We start from the raw sequence: 16,867 nt of genomic DNA, 5'->3' as shown, positions 1-16,867 counted from the left end.
GAAGATCGCCCTGTCCGGCAACACCGGCAACTCCAGCGGTCCGCACCTGCACTTCGAGATCCGCACCACCCCGAACTACGGCTCCGCCGTGGACCCGGCGAAGTTCCTGCGCGCCAACGGCGTCCGGGTCTGACCCCGGTCACACAGCAGCACCCGAGCGACCCCGAGGACGGCCCCGCGCCCGCCCTCGGGGTCGCTTTCGGCGATCAGCCCTCTGAACCGTCCGTGACGCACCCCGGCGTCCTACCCGTACCAACCGTCGGAACAGCCCCGACAGCACCGGACGGTGACCGTACGCAACTTCAGCGCGCGGTTCTCCCCCACACCGCGCGGCGCCCGCTTCGTCCGGCAGCCGGGAACGGAACAACTCCGCTCCTGGGACCGCCCGTCGATCCGGCCCGTCGGATCATCGCGGAGCCCACCACCGACGCGGCGACGCACGGCCACGTACAGGGGCGGGACTTCCGGCCGACGCTCCACGTCGTCGCCGACACCCTCCGCATCGAGGTCACCGCCACCCGGGGCGAACGGCTCCCCGGGCCGCAACCGGCCTCCCCCGACGCCGAGTCCGGCCGTGGCCTGCCGCTGGTCGAGGCGCTCGCGGACCGCCGGGGTGCGACCGGGGGCCGCTTCCCGCGCAAGACCGTCCGGGCCGAACCACGCCTCACCCCACCGGAACCGTCGGCGTCCCGTGCTCCGGTGCGGGATACGGGAAGGTGACGCCGGCCCGCCCCTGGACACGATGCCTTCTGCGATACGTGCACACTCCGGCCGCCCTTGTCCCCATACCGCTCATCCGAGCACCCATGTGGCACTCCCTCGCCGACTGCTCACGATTTTCAGCAAGGCACCCACTTGCCGGCCCCCGCGTCGGCCACCGACCGTGCGTGTCCAAGACCGTACGGGCGCGGGGCATCCTCGTCGAAGAGATCCTCGAGGACCGGTCAGCACCCCCACCCCTGATGTGACTCAGGCCACACCAGGGGACATCGCTAATAAAGTTTGACTAGCACCCGCAAGAGGTACACACTCCCTTGTCACCGACTAGACAAACTTGACTAGTCATCGCCGAAGGAGCCCGTATGACCCACCTCCCCGACACCGGATACACCCCGACCACCGAGGACCGCGCGAGCCTCGACGCCTGGTTCGCCGAGTACGACGCGGCGAGCGGGAAGCGTGACGTCGAGCGCATGGCGGACCTGGCCGTGTTCCCGCTCAACCTCGTGAGTGACGACTCCGCGGGAAACGGGCGGTCGGCGCAGTGGGACCGGGAACAGTTCATCGCGGTCATGACCCACGTGATGGGCGAAGGGGATCAGGACATCACCTTCGAGTCCACCCGGACCCCGGTGTTCCTGTCCCCCTCGATGGCCGTGGTCTTCACGGACTCGACCATGACCGCCGACGGCGGGTCCCAGCGGCTCCGATACGCCGACATCCTGCTCAAGCGGAACGGGACGTGGGCGTTCCAGACCATGGTCCAGGGCGGCTGGGGGGACAACCTGTGATGACGCCCTACGAGTGACCCAGCTCCGCCGCCGACGCGTCCTCCGTCGCCGGGACCGAGCCGGAGTCGGGGGACGGGCGGAGGGGGAACGGGTCGACGCGGGTCTCGTCGATGACCGGCGGGGCCGGCTGCGGGGGCTTCGGCATGACCGCGGCCTCGGAGTGGCCGCCGCAGCCGTAGGCCAGGGAGACGACGTGGCCGTCGGCCGGGGAGAACTCGTTGGCGCACACCCCGAACGCCTGGCCCAGCGAGCCGCCGATGGGGGTGAGGAAGCCGCACGAGACGCACGACGCGGGGGCCGCCTGCGCCATCGGGGTCTTCGCGCCGAACGACTCCTCCCAGCGGTCGGCGGCGGTGTGCAGGCCATAGCGGGACAGGACCCGGGCGCGGCGCATGCCGAGTTCCTCGGCGACCGCCGCGATCGTGCCGCGGGACGGGACCACCGCCAGGTGGGCCGGGGTGCCCTCCGTGACCTCGGCGTCCTCCGCCTCCACCAGGTCGGCCATCTCGCCGGACACCGCGGAGCTCGGCGGCGGCTCCTCCTCGCCGGAGTAACCGGGCTCCAGGCGCAGGTCCTCGGCCTCGGTGGGGAGGAGATCACCGGGTCCCATGTCGCCGGGGCGCAGCCGCTCGCTCCACGGCACCCACTCCGGCGCGAGGACCGCGTCGGGGCCGGGCAGCAGCACCGCCTCGTCGACCGTGACGATCTTGGCGCGGGAGGCGCGGGCGACGGTGACGGCCCAGCGCCAGCCGCGGTAGCCGGGCTCGTGGCAGCCGAAGAAGTGGGTGACGACGCGGTCGCCCTCGGAGACCAGGCCTTCGTGCTCGCCCACGACCCCGGGTGCGGCGGCCTCCTCTGCTGCGGCACGGGCGAGGTCGACGGCCTCGGCGCACAGACGGTCGGGGGTGCGGCTTCGCGTTGTCGCTGCGCTCACAGGTATCGCTTCTCTCCTACGCCGTCTCACGAGTGCGCCACTCCCAGCGCGGGGGGCGGACGGAGCGGACAGTGGGACCGCGTCGACGTCCGCGCCGCAACGTGCTCGGGCGCGCCTCCATCCATTCTGCGGGATGGCTGAGATACGCACGCTACCTTCTCCCGTGCGCTGGGCCTACACCGACGGTTGTTACGGAGTCCCGCGCGCCGGTTTCCGGGGGACGCCCGGCTGCCTCCGGTGACGTGTTCCCATCGGCTTCCGGCGTTCCGCCGTACAGCCGCACCCGGGCGGCATCCATGGCGATACGGCATTACACACCGCCTTCTCGGGGCACTATGGCGTCGTGGCTACCGCGAGGACACCCCAGGGCGCCACCGGGACCGGTGAGCCGAAAGGGGTCAGGGGCAGCGGCCGACGCTTCGGGACGAGCCGGGCGGGCGGCCGTCTTCGCGCGTTCGGGCGTGCCCTGCACCTGCCGGTGACCGGAACCGCGCGGGGGATCCGCCGGGCGACCCACGCGCACGGCGCGGGGGAGTCCGGGCTCGGCAAGCTGATCGAACTGCACGGCGTGAACGGCGCCGGCGATGTCATGATCACGGTCGCGCTGGCGTCCACGGTGTTCTTCTCGGTGCCGACCGACGAGGCACGCGGACGTGTCGCCCTCTACCTCGCCATCACCATGGCGCCGTTCACCCTCCTCGCCCCGGTGATCGGCCCGCTCCTCGACCGTCTCCCGCACGGCCGCCGCGCCGCCATGGCCGGCGCGATGCTCGCCCGGGCCCTGCTCGCGCTGGTGCTGTCCGGCGCGGTCGTCACCGGCGGACTGGAGCTGTATCCGGCGGCGTTGGGCGTGCTGGTCTCGTCGAAGGCGTACGGGGTGGTCCGGAGCGCGGTCGTGCCCCGGCTGCTGCCGCCCGCCTTCTCCCTGGTGAAGGCGAACTCACGGGTGACGCTCGGCGGGCTGCTGGCGACCGGGATCGCCGCGCCGATCGGCGCGGGCCTGCAGCAGGTCGGGCCGCGCTGGCCGCTGTACGGGGCGTTCGTGATCTTCGTGGCCGGGATGTTCCTGTCCTTCCGGCTGCCGCCGAAGGTGGACTCCGCCAAGGGCGAGGACGTGGCGCTGCTCGCCGCCGACGAGCGGCACCTGCACGGCCCGCACCGCAAGACGGAGAAGCGCCCCGGGCTGCGTACGGTCGGCCCGGCCGTCACCCACGCGCTCGGCGCCAACGCCTCCATCCGCTGCCTCACCGGCTTCCTGATCTTCTTCCTCGCCTTCCTCCTGCGCGAACACCCGATGACGGGTCAGAGCGCCGCGGTGTCGCTCGGCATAGTGGGCGTGGCGGCGGGCGCGGGCAACGCGCTCGGTACGGCGGTCGGGGCGTCGCTGCGGTCGCGCGCCCCGGAGATCATCATCGTGACGGTGGTGGCGTGTGTCGTGAGCGCGGCGATCCTGGCCGCCGCGTTCTTCGGCGCGGTCCTGGTGGCGTGTCTCGCCGCGATCGCCGGGTTCGCGCAGGCGCTGGCCAAGCTGTCGCTGGACGCGCTGATCCAGCGGGACGTGCCCGAGCTGGTGCGGACGTCGGCGTTCGCGCGCTCGGAGACGCTGCTGCAGATGTCGTGGGTGCTGGGCGGCGCGATCGGCATCGTGATGCCGCTGATCGGCGCGCTGGGGCTGGCGGTGGGCGCGACGATCGTCGCCGCGGGCTGGCTGACCACGGTCCGCGGGCTGATCCGTTCGGCCCGGCAGGGGAACACGGGGCGGGCGCGGGTGGCGTAACGGCGCGGCCACGCCGCACCCCCGCATGGGGAGAGGAACACGCATGCCCGATAGCCTTCGCCCATGACCACGTTGCAATCCGCTGTGCGACGCCGCCGCGCCGTCGCCGCCGCCGGCGCCGTATCCGCCGGACTGCTCGTCCTGGCCGCCTGTGACAAGCCGACGTCGATGGCCACCCTCACGGTGGGCAGCGACTCGGTGAGCTCGGAGGCCACCTGCGGTGGCGAGGGCGAGGCCCTGACCACCGAGACGCTCAACGAGTGCCTGAAGGACAAGGGCATCGACGAGATCACCGTCGACCCCACCGAGAGCGTGCGCTTCGGCGTCGACCCGGACATCGCCGACAACGGCTGGACCATCCTGATGAACGGTCAGCCGCTGGTCGACTCCAGCAAGAAGACCTACCAGGTCATCCCGGGCAGTGTGTTCTTCAACGCCCAGTACGGCGCCCAGGGCGACTCGACCCTGGTGTCGATCAAGGAGGGCGAGGAGTCGACCACGGGTCTGTGGTCCTTCCGGCTGAAGAAGAAGGACGACTGATCACGTCGTCGTCACGCGTCCTCGTGGCCACCGCGGTCCCCGTCGAGCGGGACGCGGTGGCCGGGGCGTTCCCGGGGGCGGCGAAGCAGGTGCACCTCCCCGGGGTGAGCCTGGTCCGGACGGACGGCGGGTGTGATCTGATGGCCACCGGCGTCGGCCCCGCCTCGGCCGCCGCCTCCACCGCCGCCGCGCTCACCGCCGCCGCGCTCGACGGCACCCCCTACCGTCTCGTCGTCTGCGCCGGTATCGGCGGGGGCTTCCAGCCCGAGGCGCCGGTCGGCTCGCTCGTCGTCTCCCGCACGATCGCCGTGGCCGATCTCGGCGCCGAGACCGCGGACGGCTTCCTCCCCGTCACCGAACTGGGCTTCGGGCACGTCGCGCACCACTCCCCCGAGTCACTCGTGCGGGAGGCCGTTCGAGTGACGGGCGCCCGCTCCGGCACCGTCCTCACCGTCTCCACCGTCACCGGCACCGCCGCCCGCGCCGCCGCACTGCGGGCCCGGCACCCACACGCCCTCGCCGAGGGCATGGAGGGCTTCGGCGTGGCCGAGGCGGCCGTCACACAGGGGCGGCCCGTCCTGGAGGTGCGGGCGGTGTCGAACCCCGTCGGCCCGCGCGACCGCGCCGCCTGGCGCATCGGCGACGCCCTGACGGCCCTCACCGAGGGCTTCGGGAAGCTCGCACCCGTCCTGGAGAGTTGGATTCAGCATGACCACCAGTGAGCAGCAGCGGCTGCGGATCGCCTACTCCCCCTGCCCGAACGACACCTTCGTCTTCGACGCCCTCGCCCACGGCCGCGTCCCCGGCGCGCCCGCCGTCGACGTGACGTTCGCCGACATCGACCTCACCAACGGCATGGCCGAGCGCGGTGAACTGGACGTGCTGAAGGTGTCGTACGCGGTGCTGCCGTACGTCCTCGACACGTACGCCCTGCTGCCCTGCGGGGGCGCGCTGGGGCGGGGCTGCGGGCCGCTGGTGCTGACCCGGGAGGCCGGGGTGGACCTGACCGGTCGTACGGTCGCCGTGCCGAGCGAACGGTCGACGGCGTATCTGCTGTTCCGGCTGTGGGCGGCGGACGTCGTTGGAATCAAGGGGGGCGGGCCCGAAGGGCCCTCGGTTGAGGGCGGTGGTGGGCGACGGGCGGGCGGGGTCGGGGAGATCGTCGTGATGCCATTCCACGAGATCATGCCCGCCGTACGGGACGGGAAGGTCGACGCGGGACTCGTCATCCACGAGGCGCGCTTCACGTACCGGAACTACGGGCTGCACCGACTGGCCGACATGGGTGAGCACTGGGAGCGGACCACCGGGCTGCCGATCCCGCTGGGCGCGATCATCGCGAAGCGGTCGCTGGGCGAGGAGGCGCTGACGCGGCTCGCCGACTCCGTCCGGACGTCGGTGCGGATGGCCTGGGACGAGCCCGAGGTGTCGCGCCCGTACGTCATGGAGCACGCCCAGGAGATGGACCCGGCCGTCGCCGACCAGCACATCGGGCTGTACGTCAACGAGTTCACGGCCGGTCTCGGCGAGGACGGGTACGCGGCCGTACGGGGGCTGCTCACGCGTGCGGCGGCCGAGGGGCTGGTGCCGCCCCTCGGCCCGGACGCGCTGCGGTTCCCGTAGGGGATCCGGCGTCCTAGACGTCCAGTTGGTCGGCGACCGCGCGGAGCAGGCCGGCGATCTTCTTGCCGGAGGCGCGCTCGGGGTAGCGGCCGCGCTCCAGGTTCGGGGTGATGCTCTCCAGGAGGGTCGTCAGGTCCTGGACGATGGAGGCCAGCTCGTCCGGCTTCTTGCGCTGGGCCGCCGCGACCGACGGGGTCGGGTCCAGGATGGTCAGGGAGAGGGCCTGGTCGCCGCGCTGTCCGGCGACCACGCCGAACTCCACGCGCTGGCCCGGCTTGAGGGCCTCGACTCCGGCGGGGAGGACGGAGGAATGCACGAAGACGTCGCCGCCGTCGTCACGGGAGAGAAAGCCGAAGCCCTTCTCACTGTTGAACCACTTGACCTTGCCGGTGGGCACGTCTGTCCTCGTCCTCGTACTCGTCGGGAAAACTGCTTCGGAAATCGGCTCTTGATAGCACTCGGGCGGGCCCGATGACCCGCCGGTACCAAGGCTAATGGTCTTCAGGCCGGTGACAAGACGTCACCGGGTTGTTCCTTCGCGCTGGGAACTACCCTGGTCCGGTGCGTGACAAAACCCAAGCGAATTCCCCCGTGCCCGGTGACGGCCTGGTCCGTGCCGGTGGCATCGTCTTCTTCGTCGGCGCCGTGGCCACTCTGGTCACCGTGGCCCCGTTGTTCCTCGGGACGACGCCCTTTCCGACGTACATGTTCGGGCTGAGCATGTTCATGGCCGTCGGATTCCTGATGGCGGGCGCGGGCGTACTGCGTTCGGTCGCGGCGGGCCGCCGTCGGGCGCGGGCGGGGCAGGTTTCCGCGCCGGTTTCCGGTCAGTTGTCCGAGCAGTAGTCCGAAAACCACCGGGGGAATTCCGTCAGATCGGTGAGGACGACGTCCGCGCCGGCCTCGCGGAGCGCGTCGGGACCGTACGGGCCGGTGGCGACCGCGACGGACAGCGCACCGGCGGTGCGTGCGCCGCGCACGTCGCCGAGGTGGTCGCCGACGTAGACGGTGGCCTCGTGCTCGCGCAGCGCCAGCGCCTTCCGCTCGGCCCACAGGTCGCCGATCACGGCGTCCGGCTCGATCCCGAGGTGGGCCAGGTGCAGCTTGGCGTTGGGCTCGTACTTGGCGGTGACGACGATCGCGCGCCCGCCCGCCTCCCGTACGGCCGCCATCGCCTCACGGGCGCCGGGCAGGGCGGGCGTGGCGGTGATGGCGTACGTCGGGTACATCGCCCGGTACAGGTCCGCCGTCTCCTCGACCCGCTCGGCCGGGAACCAGTTGGCCAGCTCGTCCACCAGCGGCGGCCCGAGCCGACTGACCGCGAGATCGGCGTCGATGTACGTCCCGGTCCGCTCGGCCAGCGCCAGGTAGCAGGCACGGATGCCGGGCCGGGAGTCGATGAGCGTCATGTCGAGGTCGAAGCCGACGGTGGGCGGGAGCGGGGTGGTGATGGCCATATGGGCCATTGTGCCCAGCGCCTGCGGCGGGCAGTCGTGCCGCCCGTAGCTGCGGGCAGTCGTGCCGCTGGGGCGGCACGGGTGGGCGCAGCGGCACCTGGCAAGCGCCGTGAGCGCAACCGGACGCCCGGGTTGGATCGCCTCCGCCGCCCCTTCCCGTCCCGTCCCCGGGGGCGCTGCCCCCGGACCCCCGCTCCTCAAGCGCCGGAGGGGCTGGATTGAGCCGGAGGCGCTGGAGTGAGCCCCGGAAGGGCTGGGGTGAGCCCCGGAGGCGCTGGGTTGAGCCCCGGAAGGACTGGGGTGAGCCCCGGAGGGACTGGGGTGAGCCCCGGAGGGGCTGAGTCAGCGTTGGCGTTGCGAGCGCCAGACCAGGAACAGGGCCGTGGTGAGGGCCGCGGCCCGAATGACCCACGGCCACGTCTCGGAGATCGCGTCGTTCATGTGGCCCTCGGGGACGGGCGTGCCCCAACGGCCCTCCGTCCTGCCCCACAGCCAGACGACCCCACCCGCGAGCGCGAGGCCGGGGAGGACGACCACCGCCCATTTGATCTCCGCCTGGGTCAACCGGCGGGAGGCGTAGGCGATGAGCCAGCCGAGGATCAGGGCGCGCCAGTCGCCGATCACGGTTCCCGCGACCAGCAGACCGGCGGCGAGCAGGAGCAGGGGGTTGCTCCAGCGGCCGGAGGGGAGGCGCGGGAGGAAGCGGCGGCGGCGGGAAGCGGCGGGCTCCGCCTCGGGAGCGACGGGGACCGCGGCCGGCTCGGGCGGCGTCCCCTCCTTCTCCTTCGCCGGGGGCGGCTTGAGGAGCTCGGGGATCTCGACGCCGCCGACGAAGCCCGGCACCTCGTCGCCGACGCCGAACGGGCTGTCGTCCACCCGCCACCAGTCGGGCTGGGTGGCGCTGTCGCCGAGTTCGTCCGTGCCGGCCCGGTGCGGCGGGGACGGTACGTCGGCGGGGGCGGGGCTGCCGTCCGGTGTCCCGGCCGGACGGGGACGGGGCAGGACCCGGCGCAGCACGCCCTTCGGGCGGCCGCCGCGGGCCTCGGCGCCCTGCGGCTCGGGCTCCCGCTGCACCGGGACGGCGGCGGGCGGCACGGGAGCGGCGCCCGGGGCGGCGCGGGAGGCCTCCTCGGCCGCCGTGACGACCGCGGTCGGCGTGCCGAGGCGGGAGATGATGCGGCGGACCGCGGCGGGGGAGTCGACCACGGCCTTCGACCGGCGCCGGTCGATCTCGTCGCGCAGCTCGGCGACCAGCCGCATGCGGGCCGCCGACGGCAGCTGCCGCTGCTGCGCCACGTCGCCGACGCGGCTCAGAAACTCGTAGACGACCTGGTCGCTCTCGATACCCACGAAGTCCCCTCCGGGACGGATGCGTCGGGACACCGTCGCCCGACGGTACCGCGAGCGGGGCCGGCCGGCCCAACTCCCGGCACTCCGGGGACGTACCCACCCGCTAACGTGAGACGGATGAGCACCGAGGAGCACCCCGCGGCGGCCCCCCGATCCCTCGCCGAGGCCCTTCGGGGGCGGGACGACGTCTCCCTGGCCGCGCTGCTGCGCAGCCGGCCGGACCTCATCACGCCCGTGCCCACCGACCTCACCCAGCTCGCCACCCGCGCCGGCACCCGCGCCTCGGTCGTACGGGCGCTGGAGCGGCTGGACCGGTTCGCGCTGCAGACGGCGCAGGCGCTGGCCGTGGCGGCGGACCCGGCGTCGTACGAGGAGCTGCTCGGGCTGCTGGCGGGCGACGACGGGGACCCGGCGGTCTGTGCCGCGCTGCCGCACGCGCTCGGCGGCTTGCGCGAGCAGGCGCTGGTGTGGGGCGGTGACGACCGGCTGCGGCTGGTGCGCACCGCCCGTGAGCTGCTGGCGCCGTCGCCGCAGCACCCGTCGCCGACCGGGCTGGGGCCGACGGTGCGGGAGGCCACCGCCGGGATGTCGCCGGGGCGGATCCAGGAGATCGTGGCGACGGCGGGACTGCCGTCCACGCACGACTCGGTGTCCGCCGTGGCCTCCCTGACCGCCCTGTTCAACGACCCGGCGCGGATGTCCGCGCTGCTCGACGAGGCGCCGGCCGAGTCGGTGGAGGTGCTGGAGCGGCTGGTGTGGGGTCCGCCGTACGGGCAGGTCACCGCCGATCCCGCGCCCCGGCTGCGCTGGCTCCTGGACCGGGGACTGCTGCTGCCGACGGCGCCCGGGACGGTCGTGCTGCCGCGCGAGGTGGCGCTGCGGCTGCGGGCCGGGCGGGCGCACCGGACGCCGGAGCCGGTGCCGCCGCCCGTCGAGGCCGCCGCCACGCACCGTCCACAGGTGGTGGACGCGACGGCGGCCGGGCAGGCGTACACGGCGCTGTCGACCGTCGAGGAGCTGCTGAAGGACTGGCACGAGGGGGGTCCCGCGGTGCTGCGGGCCGGCGGGCTGAGCGTGCGGGACCTGAAGCGGACCGCCACCGCCCTGGACGTGACCGAGCCGGTGGCCGCGTTCTGGGTGGAACTCGCCTACACGGCCGGGCTGCTGGCCTCCGACGGTGAGGCCGACGAGCGGTACGCGGCGACCCCGGCGTACGACGAGTGGCGCGAGCGGCCCGCCGCGGAGCGGTGGGCGCACCTGGTCACGGCGTGGCTGGCGGCGACGCGCACGCCGGGGCTGGTCGGCGGGCGGGACGCGAAGGACCGCACACTGTCGGCCCTGGGCCCGGGCCTGGACCGCTCGGCGGCCCCGGAGGTACGGCACCGGGTCCTGACCCTGCTGGCCGGGCTCCCGGAGGGGGCCGCACCGGCCCCCGAGTCGGTACTGGCACGGCTGCGCTGGGAGCGCCCGCCGCGCGGGGGCGGGCGGGGTTTCGCCGGCCCGGCCCCTTCGGGGGCGGAGGGCGCACCCGGGGCGAGGGGCTCCTCGGGGGTGGGTGGCTCGTCCGGGCCGGCGGAGGGCGAGGACCTGCGGGCGCGGATCGCGCGGTGGACGCTCTCCGAGGCGGAGATGCTCGGGATCACCGGGCGCGGCGCCCTGTCCGCGCACGGGCGGGCGCTGATCGGCGCGCCCGCGGCCAGGCATCCGGAGGCGGAGCCCGAGGGGCCGGGTGACAAGCTGCCCGTGCGGCACCGGCCCGCCCCGGTGCCGACGCCGCTCTCCCCCGCCGAGCAGGCCACGGCCACCGCTGCCGCCGCCCGCCTGCTCGCACCGCTGCTGCCCGAACCGCTGGACCACGTGCTCCTCCAGGCCGACCTGACGGCGGTGGCGCCGGGCCCGCTGGAGCGGCCGCTCGCCGACATGCTGGAGGTCCTCGCGGACGTGGAGTCGAAGGGTGGCGCGACCGTCTACCGGTTCACGCCCGGCTCGGTGCGGCGCGCCCTCGACGCCGGGCAGGCCGCCTCCGACCTGCACGCCTTCCTCGCCGCGCACTCCCGCACACCGGTGCCGCAGCCGCTGGCGTACCTCATCGACGACGTCGCCCGCAGGCACGGGCACCTGCGGGTGGGCGCCGCCTCGGCGTACGTCCGCTGTGACGACGACGCCGTGCTCAGCGAGATCCTCGCCGACAGGCGGGCCGCGGGACTGGGCCTGCGCCGACTGGCCCCGACCGTGCTGGCCGCGCAGGCCGGTCCGGCCGGTCTGCTGGAGGGGCTGCGCGCGATGGGGTTCGCCCCGGCCGCCGAGTCGGCGGAGGGCGATGTGGTGATCGCCCGGGCCGACGCCCACCGCACCCCGCCGCGCACCCCTCCCGCGCCGGTCCCGGAGGGGCCGCCGGTCCCCGACGACACCCTGCTCACGGCGGCGCTCCGCGCCGTCCGCGCCGGCGACCTCGCCTCCACCACCCCGCGCAGACCGGCCGCCGGGGGCGACCCGGGCCGCGGGGAGCTGCCCCGCACGACCACCGCCGAGACCCTCGCCACCGTGCAGGCCGCCGTCCTCACCGGCGAGGCGCTGTGGATCGGCTACGTCAACGCCGAGGGCGGCGCCAGCCAGCGCGTCATCGCCCCGGTCCGGGTCGAGGGCGGCTTCGTCACGGCGTACGACCACACGGCGGACGAGGTGCGTACGTATCCGCTGCACAGGATCACGGGGGTCGCGGAGCTCGCGGACGGCCAGGACTGACCCGTTCGGGTGTACGGCGGACTTCATGCACGCCACGCCGGGGATGTCGCTCCGACGAGCGAGCTCGCGGGCCGTTCCGCATCGTGCGGCGGACCGTGGGCAGCCACTGGGTGTCCTGAACGGGCCGGAGACCACAGCCCGTTCGCACACAACAGAAAGGAAATCCCATGCGTGCCGTTCGTCGTGTCGCCGCCGTACTGACCTCCACGGCCGTGTTGCTCGGAGCGTTCGCGGCCGAGGCCGCCGCGGTCGGGATCGACCTCGGCGGGGGCGTGACCTTCTGACACGTTCCGCGTCCTGACACGTCTCTCGTTCTGATCCGTTCCTCGTGCACGGCGGGCCGGCCCCTCGTCCCCCGGGACCGGCCCGTCCCGTCGGCCGAAGACGAACCGAAGATGAAAGGGTGTCCCGTGCCTTCCACGTTCCGTGCGGTGGCCGTCTGTCTCTCCGCTCTCGCGCTCGTCGCGGTGCTCGGTCCGGCCGCCGCCGCGCTGCCGTTGCCGATTCCGGCCGCCGGAGGGGAGCCGCTCGTCACCGAGGGGGTGACCGTCGAGGGGCCACTGGTGAACAACCTCACGCTGCCCCTGCTGAAGTAGCCCGGTCCACTCAGGACCCCCAGCGCGCGCGATCGGGCAGACTGGAGGTTTGGCCGTGCAGTGCCCGTGCCGAGCCCGTCGCAGAAAGGCAGCCGCGCGTGAATGGTCCGCTCATCGTCCAGTCCGACAAGACCCTGCTCCTCGAGGTCGACCACGAGCAGGCCGACGACTGCCGTCGGGTCATCGCGCCGTTCGCCGAGCTGGAGCGGGCGCCCGAGCACATCCACACCTACCGGGTGACCCCGCTCGGCCTGTGGAACGCGCGGGCGGCCGGGCACGACGCCGAGCAGGTCGTGGACGCGCTGGTGCAGTACAGCCGCTACCCGGTGCCGCACGCGCTGCTCGTCGACATCGCCGACACCATGGACCGCTACGGCCGGCTCAGCCTGGTCAAGCACCCGGCGCACGGCCTGGTCCTCACCAGCACCGACCGGCCCGTGCTGGAGGAGGTGCTGCGCTCCAAGCGGATCGCCCCGCTCGTCGGCGCCCGGATCGACCCGGACACGGTGGTCGTGCACCCCTCCGAGCGCGGGCAGATCAAGCAGACGCTGCTGAAGCTGGGCTGGCCCGCCGAGGACCTCGCCGGGTACGTGGACGGCGAGGCGCACCCCATCGAGCTGGTCGAGGACGGGTGGGCGCTGCGCCCGTACCAGAAGCAGGCCGTGGAGAACTTCTGGCACGGCGGCTCCGGTGTGGTCGTCCTCCCCTGCGGCGCGGGCAAGACGCTGGTCGGCGCGGGTTCGATGGCGCAGGCGAAGTCGACCACGCTGATCCTGGTCACCAACACCGTCTCGGCCCGCCAGTGGAAGCACGAGCTGGTGCGGCGGACCTCGCTGACCGAGGACGAGATCGGCGAGTACAGCGGGACGAGGAAGGAGATCCGTCCCGTCACCATCGCCACCTACCAGGTGCTGACGACGAAGCGGAAGGGCATCTATCCCCACCTGGAGCTGTTCGACTCCCGGGACTGGGGCCTGATCCTCTACGACGAGGTGCACCTGCTGCCCGCGCCCGTCTTCAAGTTCACGGCCGATCTCCAGGCCCGGCGGCGGCTCGGTCTGACGGCGACCCTCGTGCGCGAGGACGGCCGCGAGTCGGACGTGTTCTCGCTGATCGGCCCGAAGCGGTTCGACGCGCCGTGGAAGGAGATCGAGGCGCAGGGCTACATCGCCCCGGCCGACTGCGTGGAGGTCCGGGTCAACCTCACCGACTCCGAGCGGCTGGCGTACGCGACGGCGGAGCAGGAGGAGAAGTACCGGTTCTGCTCGACGACGGCGACCAAGCAGAAGGTGACGGAGGCGATCGTCCGGCGGTTCGCGGGGCAGCAGATCCTCGTCATCGGGCAGTACATCGACCAGCTGGACGAGCTGGGCGAGCACCTGGACGCGCCGGTGATCAAGGGCGAGACGTCGAACGCCCAGAGGGAGAAGCTGTTCGACGCGTTCCGGGAGGGCGAGATCAGCGTCCTGGTGGTGTCCAAGGTCGCGAACTTCTCGATCGACCTGCCGGAGGCCACGGTCGCCATCCAGGTGTCGGGCACCTTCGGCTCACGGCAGGAGGAGGCGCAGCGGCTCGGCCGGGTGCTGCGGCCCAAGGCGGACGGGCACCAGGCCCACTTCTACTCCGTGGTCGCCCGGGACACCATCGACCAGGACTTCGCGGCACACCGCCAGCGGTTCCTGGCGGAGCAGGGGTACGCGTACCGGATCATGGACGCGGACGAGCTGCTGACGGAGAACTGAGCGGTCGCCCCTCGGGCAGGCGGAACGCCGGCACCGGGACGGACTGCCGGGAACGCCGGTGGGGCGGCGTGCGCCGACGTGGTGTCGGGGTACGCCGCCCTCGGGCGGGACGGGCCGTCATGAGGGTTACCTCGGGTCGCGGTTGAACTTGGCGGCCGACCAGAAGTAGCCGAGCACCGCCAGGCCCAGGCACCAGGCCATGGCCAGCCATCCGTTGTGGCCGATCTCCGTGCCGAGCAGCAGGCCGCGCAGGGTCTCGATGGCCGGGGTGAAGGGCTGGTACTCGGCGATCGGCTGGAACCAGCCCGGCATTCCGTCGACCGGGACGAAGGCGCTGGACAGCAGCGGCAGCAGGATCAGCGGCAGCGCGTTGTTGCTGGCGGCCTCGGCGTTCGGGCTGATCAGGCCCATGCCGACGGCGATCCAGGTGAGCGCCAGGGCGAACAGCACCAGCAGCCCGAACGCGGCCAGCCACTCCAGGGCCGTGGCGTCCGTGGAGCGGAAGCCGATGGCCACGCCGACGGCGCCGACGAGGACCACGCTCGCGACCGACTGCAGCACGCTGCCGATGACGTGCCCGATGAGCACGGAGCCCCGGTGGATGGCCATGGTGCGGAAGCGGGCGATGATGCCCTCGCTCATGTCCATGGAGACGGACACCGCGGTGCCGATCGTGGTGGAGCCGATGGTCATCAGCAGCACACCCGGCACGAGGTAGGCGATGTACGCGGAGCGGTCGGCTCCGCCCATGCCCGCGCTCATCACGTCGCCGAAGATGTAGACGAAGAGCAGCAACAGCATGACCGGCGTGAGCAGCAGGTTCAGGGTGAGGGACGGGTAGCGCCGGGCGTGCAGGAGGTTGCGGCGCAGCATGGTGGTCGAGTCGCGCACGGCGAGGGCGAGGGTGCTCATCGGACGTTCTCCTTGGGCTGGGCGGGGACGGCGGCGGGGCCGGTCAGGGCGAAGAACACGTCGTCGAGGTCGGGGGTGTGCACGGTGAGTTCGTCGGCTTCGATGCCGGCGGCGTCCAGGTGGTCGAGGATCGCGCGCAGTTCGCGCTGGGTGCCGTCGCTGGGGATCTGGAGGGCGAGGGCGTCGTCGTCCCGGGTGGCCTCGGTCAGTGCGGTGGCGGCGGACCGGTAGGCGGTCGGGTCGGTGAAGCGGAGCCGTACGTGTCCGCCGGGGACGATGCGCTTGAGTTCCTCGGCGGTGCCCTCGGCGGCGATCTTCCCGTCGTTGAGGACCGCGATGCGGTCGGCGAGTTCGTCGGCCTCCTCCAGGTACTGGGTGGTGAGGAAGACGGTCACCCCGCCGGTGACGAGTTCGCGGATGATGCCCCACATGTTGTGGCGGGAGCGGGGGTCGAGGCCGGTGGTCGGCTCGTCGAGGAAGATGATCCGCGGGGAGCCGACCAGGGTCATGGCGATGTCGAGGCGGCGCTTCATGCCGCCGGAGTAGGTGGAGGCGGGCTTCTGCGCCGCTTCGGTGAGGTCGAACCGCTCCAGCAGCTCGGCGGCCACCCGCCGCCCCTCGGCACGGGAGAGGTGGTGCAGGTCCGCCATCAGGAGCATGTTCTCCTCGCCGGTGATCAGCCCGTCCACGGCGGAGAACTGACCGGTGACACCGATCGCCGCCCGCACGGCCTGGGGGGCGGTGGCGAGGTCGTGGCCGCCGACCCGCAGGTCGCCGGCGTCCGCGGTGACGAGGGTGGAGAGGATCTTGACGGCGGTGGTCTTGCCCGCGCCGTTCGGGCCGAGCAGGGAGAAGATCGTGCCTTCCGGGACGGTGAGGTCGACGCCGTCGAGCACGACCTTGTCTCCGTAGGACTTGCGCAGCCCGTTCGCCGCGATGGCCAAGCCGGTCATGAGGGGTTCTCCTTCGGGTGCCGAGGGGGGTTACAGGCTGCGGGCGGTGATGTCGCCGTAGCCGGTGGTCGCGTGGACGGCCAGGCCGGCGGCGGCGCCGTCGGCGTTGTTGAGCGTGTTGTGGATCCGGCCGTAGCCGGTGCCGGCGTCGAGGGAGGCGGAGACTCCGCGGGCGGCGCCGACGGAGATGTCGCCGTGCTCGGTGCGCAGCGTGACCGTGCCGCGCACGGCCTCGGTGACGCGGATGTCGCCCTTCTGGGTGCTGATCTCGGCGGGGCCGCCCAGACGGCCGACCGAGACGTCGCCGGCGAGGACGGCGAGGCGGGCGCTCGCGGTCTCGTCGAGCTTGACCGGGCCCTGTGCGCCCTCGAAGGTGACGTCGCCGAGCCGTCCGACGCCCCGCAGCTCCGCGGCGGCCGCCTTCCCCTCGACGTGGGAGCCGGCGGGCAGCTGGACGGTGATCTCGACGGATCCGGACGGGCCGAGGAGCTGGTTCTTCGCCGACGGGCCGTCGATCCGCAGGACGCCGTCGCCGTATTCGACCCCGGTCTGCTCCGCCGCCTTCGTGTCGCGGCTCTTCGTGGCGTCCGCGGGCAGGACCTCGACCACGGTGTCGGCCCGGTCGGCGGCGATGAACCGGATGCGGCCCGCGGGGACGTCGAGGGCGACCGAGATGGGGGCGGGGGTGTCGAACTGCATCGTGCGCTCCTTCGGGTTGTCGTTTCTG

At 73.2% G+C, this 16,867-nt stretch carries 17 protein-coding genes and 1 pseudogene; 11 read left to right on the top strand and 7 right to left on the bottom strand.

Translation table 11 applies throughout. The features are described 5' to 3' along the window. The 3 genes and pseudogenes from KUM38_RS16725 to KUM38_RS16720 form a co-directional block, all read left to right on the top strand. On the top strand, positions 1 to 133 hold a 133-nt coding region (locus KUM38_RS16725), incomplete at its 5' end, for a M23 family metallopeptidase (RefSeq protein ID WP_217130174.1). Positions 134 to 286: 153 nt separating this feature from the next. Beyond that, positions 287 to 720 (top strand): annotated as a pseudogene (locus tag KUM38_RS41900) (ATP-binding protein). Between the two features lie 362 nt (positions 721 to 1,082). Next, positions 1,083 to 1,511, top strand: coding sequence for a DUF4440 domain-containing protein (locus KUM38_RS16720; protein ID WP_217130169.1), 429 nt, complete (start codon positions 1,083 to 1,085; stop codon positions 1,509 to 1,511). 7 nt (positions 1,512 to 1,518) lie between these two features. Here the strand turns inward: KUM38_RS16720 and KUM38_RS16715 are convergent, their stop codons facing one another. Then, positions 1,519 to 2,445: a DUF3027 domain-containing protein gene (locus tag KUM38_RS16715; protein WP_217130168.1), complete on the bottom strand. Its 927-nt coding sequence runs from the start codon at positions 2,443 to 2,445 to the stop codon at positions 1,519 to 1,521. 343 nt (positions 2,446 to 2,788) lie between these two features. Between KUM38_RS16715 and KUM38_RS16710 the strand changes: the two genes are divergently transcribed. The 4 genes from KUM38_RS16710 (at position 2,789) to KUM38_RS16695 (ending at position 6,385) form a co-directional block, all read left to right on the top strand. Further along, on the top strand, positions 2,789 to 4,222 hold the full coding sequence (locus KUM38_RS16710) for an MFS transporter (RefSeq protein WP_217130167.1): 1,434 nt from the start codon (positions 2,789 to 2,791) through the stop codon (positions 4,220 to 4,222). A gap of 84 nt (positions 4,223 to 4,306) precedes the next feature. Continuing rightward, complete coding sequence (locus KUM38_RS16705) at positions 4,307 to 4,762, top strand: DUF2771 domain-containing protein (RefSeq protein ID WP_217130173.1); 456 nt, start codon at positions 4,307 to 4,309, stop codon at positions 4,760 to 4,762. Then, the gene (locus KUM38_RS16700; protein WP_308408982.1) at positions 4,762 to 5,484 is read left to right on the top strand and encodes a futalosine hydrolase; all 723 of its coding nucleotides are present in this window, start codon (positions 4,762 to 4,764) and stop codon (positions 5,482 to 5,484) included. The genes KUM38_RS16705 and KUM38_RS16700 overlap by 1 nt, the downstream gene beginning before the upstream one ends. Next, positions 5,471 to 6,385: a 1,4-dihydroxy-6-naphthoate synthase gene (locus tag KUM38_RS16695; protein ID WP_217130165.1), complete on the top strand. Its 915-nt coding sequence runs from the start codon at positions 5,471 to 5,473 to the stop codon at positions 6,383 to 6,385. The genes KUM38_RS16700 and KUM38_RS16695 overlap by 14 nt, the downstream gene beginning before the upstream one ends. 13 nt (positions 6,386 to 6,398) lie before the next feature. Here the strand turns inward: KUM38_RS16695 and KUM38_RS42925 are convergent, their stop codons facing one another. Beyond that, positions 6,399 to 6,782 (bottom strand): cold-shock protein, encoded by a 384-nt coding sequence (locus KUM38_RS42925; protein WP_217130164.1) that lies wholly within the window; start codon positions 6,780 to 6,782, stop codon positions 6,399 to 6,401. 164 nt (positions 6,783 to 6,946) lie between these two features. Between KUM38_RS42925 and KUM38_RS16685 the strand changes: the two genes are divergently transcribed. Beyond that, positions 6,947 to 7,231, top strand: a complete 285-nt coding sequence (locus tag KUM38_RS16685; RefSeq protein WP_217130163.1) for a hypothetical protein — start codon at positions 6,947 to 6,949, stop codon at positions 7,229 to 7,231. Here KUM38_RS16685 and KUM38_RS16680 read toward each other — a convergent pair. Together KUM38_RS16680 and KUM38_RS16675 are read right to left on the bottom strand one after the other, a co-directional pair. Beyond that, a complete protein-coding gene (locus KUM38_RS16680) occupies positions 7,213 to 7,842 on the bottom strand; it encodes an HAD family hydrolase (RefSeq protein ID WP_217130162.1) in 630 nt (209 codons plus the stop codon). The two genes, KUM38_RS16685 and KUM38_RS16680, sit on opposite strands and share 19 nt — an antisense overlap. A 342-nt stretch (positions 7,843 to 8,184) precedes the next feature. Continuing rightward, positions 8,185 to 9,192, bottom strand: a complete 1,008-nt coding sequence (locus KUM38_RS16675) for a hypothetical protein (protein ID WP_217130161.1) — start codon at positions 9,190 to 9,192, stop codon at positions 8,185 to 8,187. A gap of 117 nt (positions 9,193 to 9,309) precedes the next feature. On the opposite strand from KUM38_RS16675, the gene KUM38_RS16670 reads away from it, so the two are divergent. From KUM38_RS16670 to KUM38_RS16660, 3 genes are all read left to right on the top strand, one after another. Then, positions 9,310 to 11,937 (top strand): helicase C-terminal domain-containing protein, encoded by a 2,628-nt coding sequence (locus KUM38_RS16670; RefSeq protein WP_217130160.1) that lies wholly within the window; start codon positions 9,310 to 9,312, stop codon positions 11,935 to 11,937. A 410-nt stretch (positions 11,938 to 12,347) separates the two neighbouring features. Further along, positions 12,348 to 12,533: a hypothetical protein gene (locus KUM38_RS16665; protein WP_374227059.1), complete on the top strand. Its 186-nt coding sequence runs from the start codon at positions 12,348 to 12,350 to the stop codon at positions 12,531 to 12,533. Positions 12,534 to 12,631: 98 nt separating this feature from the next. Continuing rightward, complete coding sequence (locus KUM38_RS16660) at positions 12,632 to 14,275, top strand: DNA repair helicase XPB (RefSeq protein ID WP_217130158.1); 1,644 nt, start codon at positions 12,632 to 12,634, stop codon at positions 14,273 to 14,275. A gap of 126 nt (positions 14,276 to 14,401) precedes the next feature. On the opposite strand, the gene KUM38_RS16655 is transcribed toward KUM38_RS16660, so the two are convergent. Genes KUM38_RS16655 through KUM38_RS16645 form a run of 3 tightly spaced genes read right to left on the bottom strand, consistent with a single transcriptional unit; the run spans position 14,402 to position 16,839 of the window. Continuing rightward, entirely contained in the window at positions 14,402 to 15,187 is a 786-nt protein-coding gene (locus KUM38_RS16655; protein ID WP_217130157.1) for an ABC transporter permease, read from the bottom strand. Continuing rightward, positions 15,184 to 16,140: an ATP-binding cassette domain-containing protein gene (locus KUM38_RS16650; RefSeq protein WP_217130156.1), complete on the bottom strand. Its 957-nt coding sequence runs from the start codon at positions 16,138 to 16,140 to the stop codon at positions 15,184 to 15,186. Before KUM38_RS16650 ends, KUM38_RS16655 begins: the two co-directional genes overlap by 4 nt. 30 nt (positions 16,141 to 16,170) lie before the next feature. Then, positions 16,171 to 16,839, bottom strand: a complete 669-nt coding sequence (locus KUM38_RS16645; RefSeq protein WP_217130155.1) for a DUF4097 family beta strand repeat-containing protein — start codon at positions 16,837 to 16,839, stop codon at positions 16,171 to 16,173. Positions 16,840 to 16,867 lie beyond the last annotated feature (28 nt).

Source organism: Streptomyces sp. AC558_RSS880, from assembly GCF_019049255.1.
In the GTDB taxonomy this organism is placed as follows: domain Bacteria; phylum Actinomycetota; class Actinomycetes; order Streptomycetales; family Streptomycetaceae; genus Streptomyces.
This window is presented reverse-complemented; position numbering and strand designations above follow the sequence as displayed.

What these genes read in the sequence shown, in the direction of transcription:
- KUM38_RS16720 (WP_217130169.1), top strand. Translation starts at nt 1,083, where the DNA reads ATGACCCACCTCCCCGACACCGGATACACCCCGACCACCGAGGACCGC.
- KUM38_RS16695 (WP_217130165.1), top strand. Translation starts at nt 5,471, where the DNA reads ATGACCACCAGTGAGCAGCAGCGGCTGCGGATCGCCTACTCCCCCTGC.
- KUM38_RS16680 (WP_217130162.1), bottom strand. Translation starts at nt 7,842, where the DNA reads ATGGCCATCACCACCCCGCTCCCGCCCACCGTCGGCTTCGACCTCGAC.
- KUM38_RS16670 (WP_217130160.1), top strand. Translation starts at nt 9,310, where the DNA reads ATGAGCACCGAGGAGCACCCCGCGGCGGCCCCCCGATCCCTCGCCGAG.
- KUM38_RS16655 (WP_217130157.1), bottom strand. Translation starts at nt 15,187, where the DNA reads ATGAGCACCCTCGCCCTCGCCGTGCGCGACTCGACCACCATGCTGCGC.
- KUM38_RS16650 (WP_217130156.1), bottom strand. Translation starts at nt 16,140, where the DNA reads ATGACCGGCTTGGCCATCGCGGCGAACGGGCTGCGCAAGTCCTACGGA.
- KUM38_RS16645 (WP_217130155.1), bottom strand. Translation starts at nt 16,839, where the DNA reads ATGCAGTTCGACACCCCCGCCCCCATCTCGGTCGCCCTCGACGTCCCC.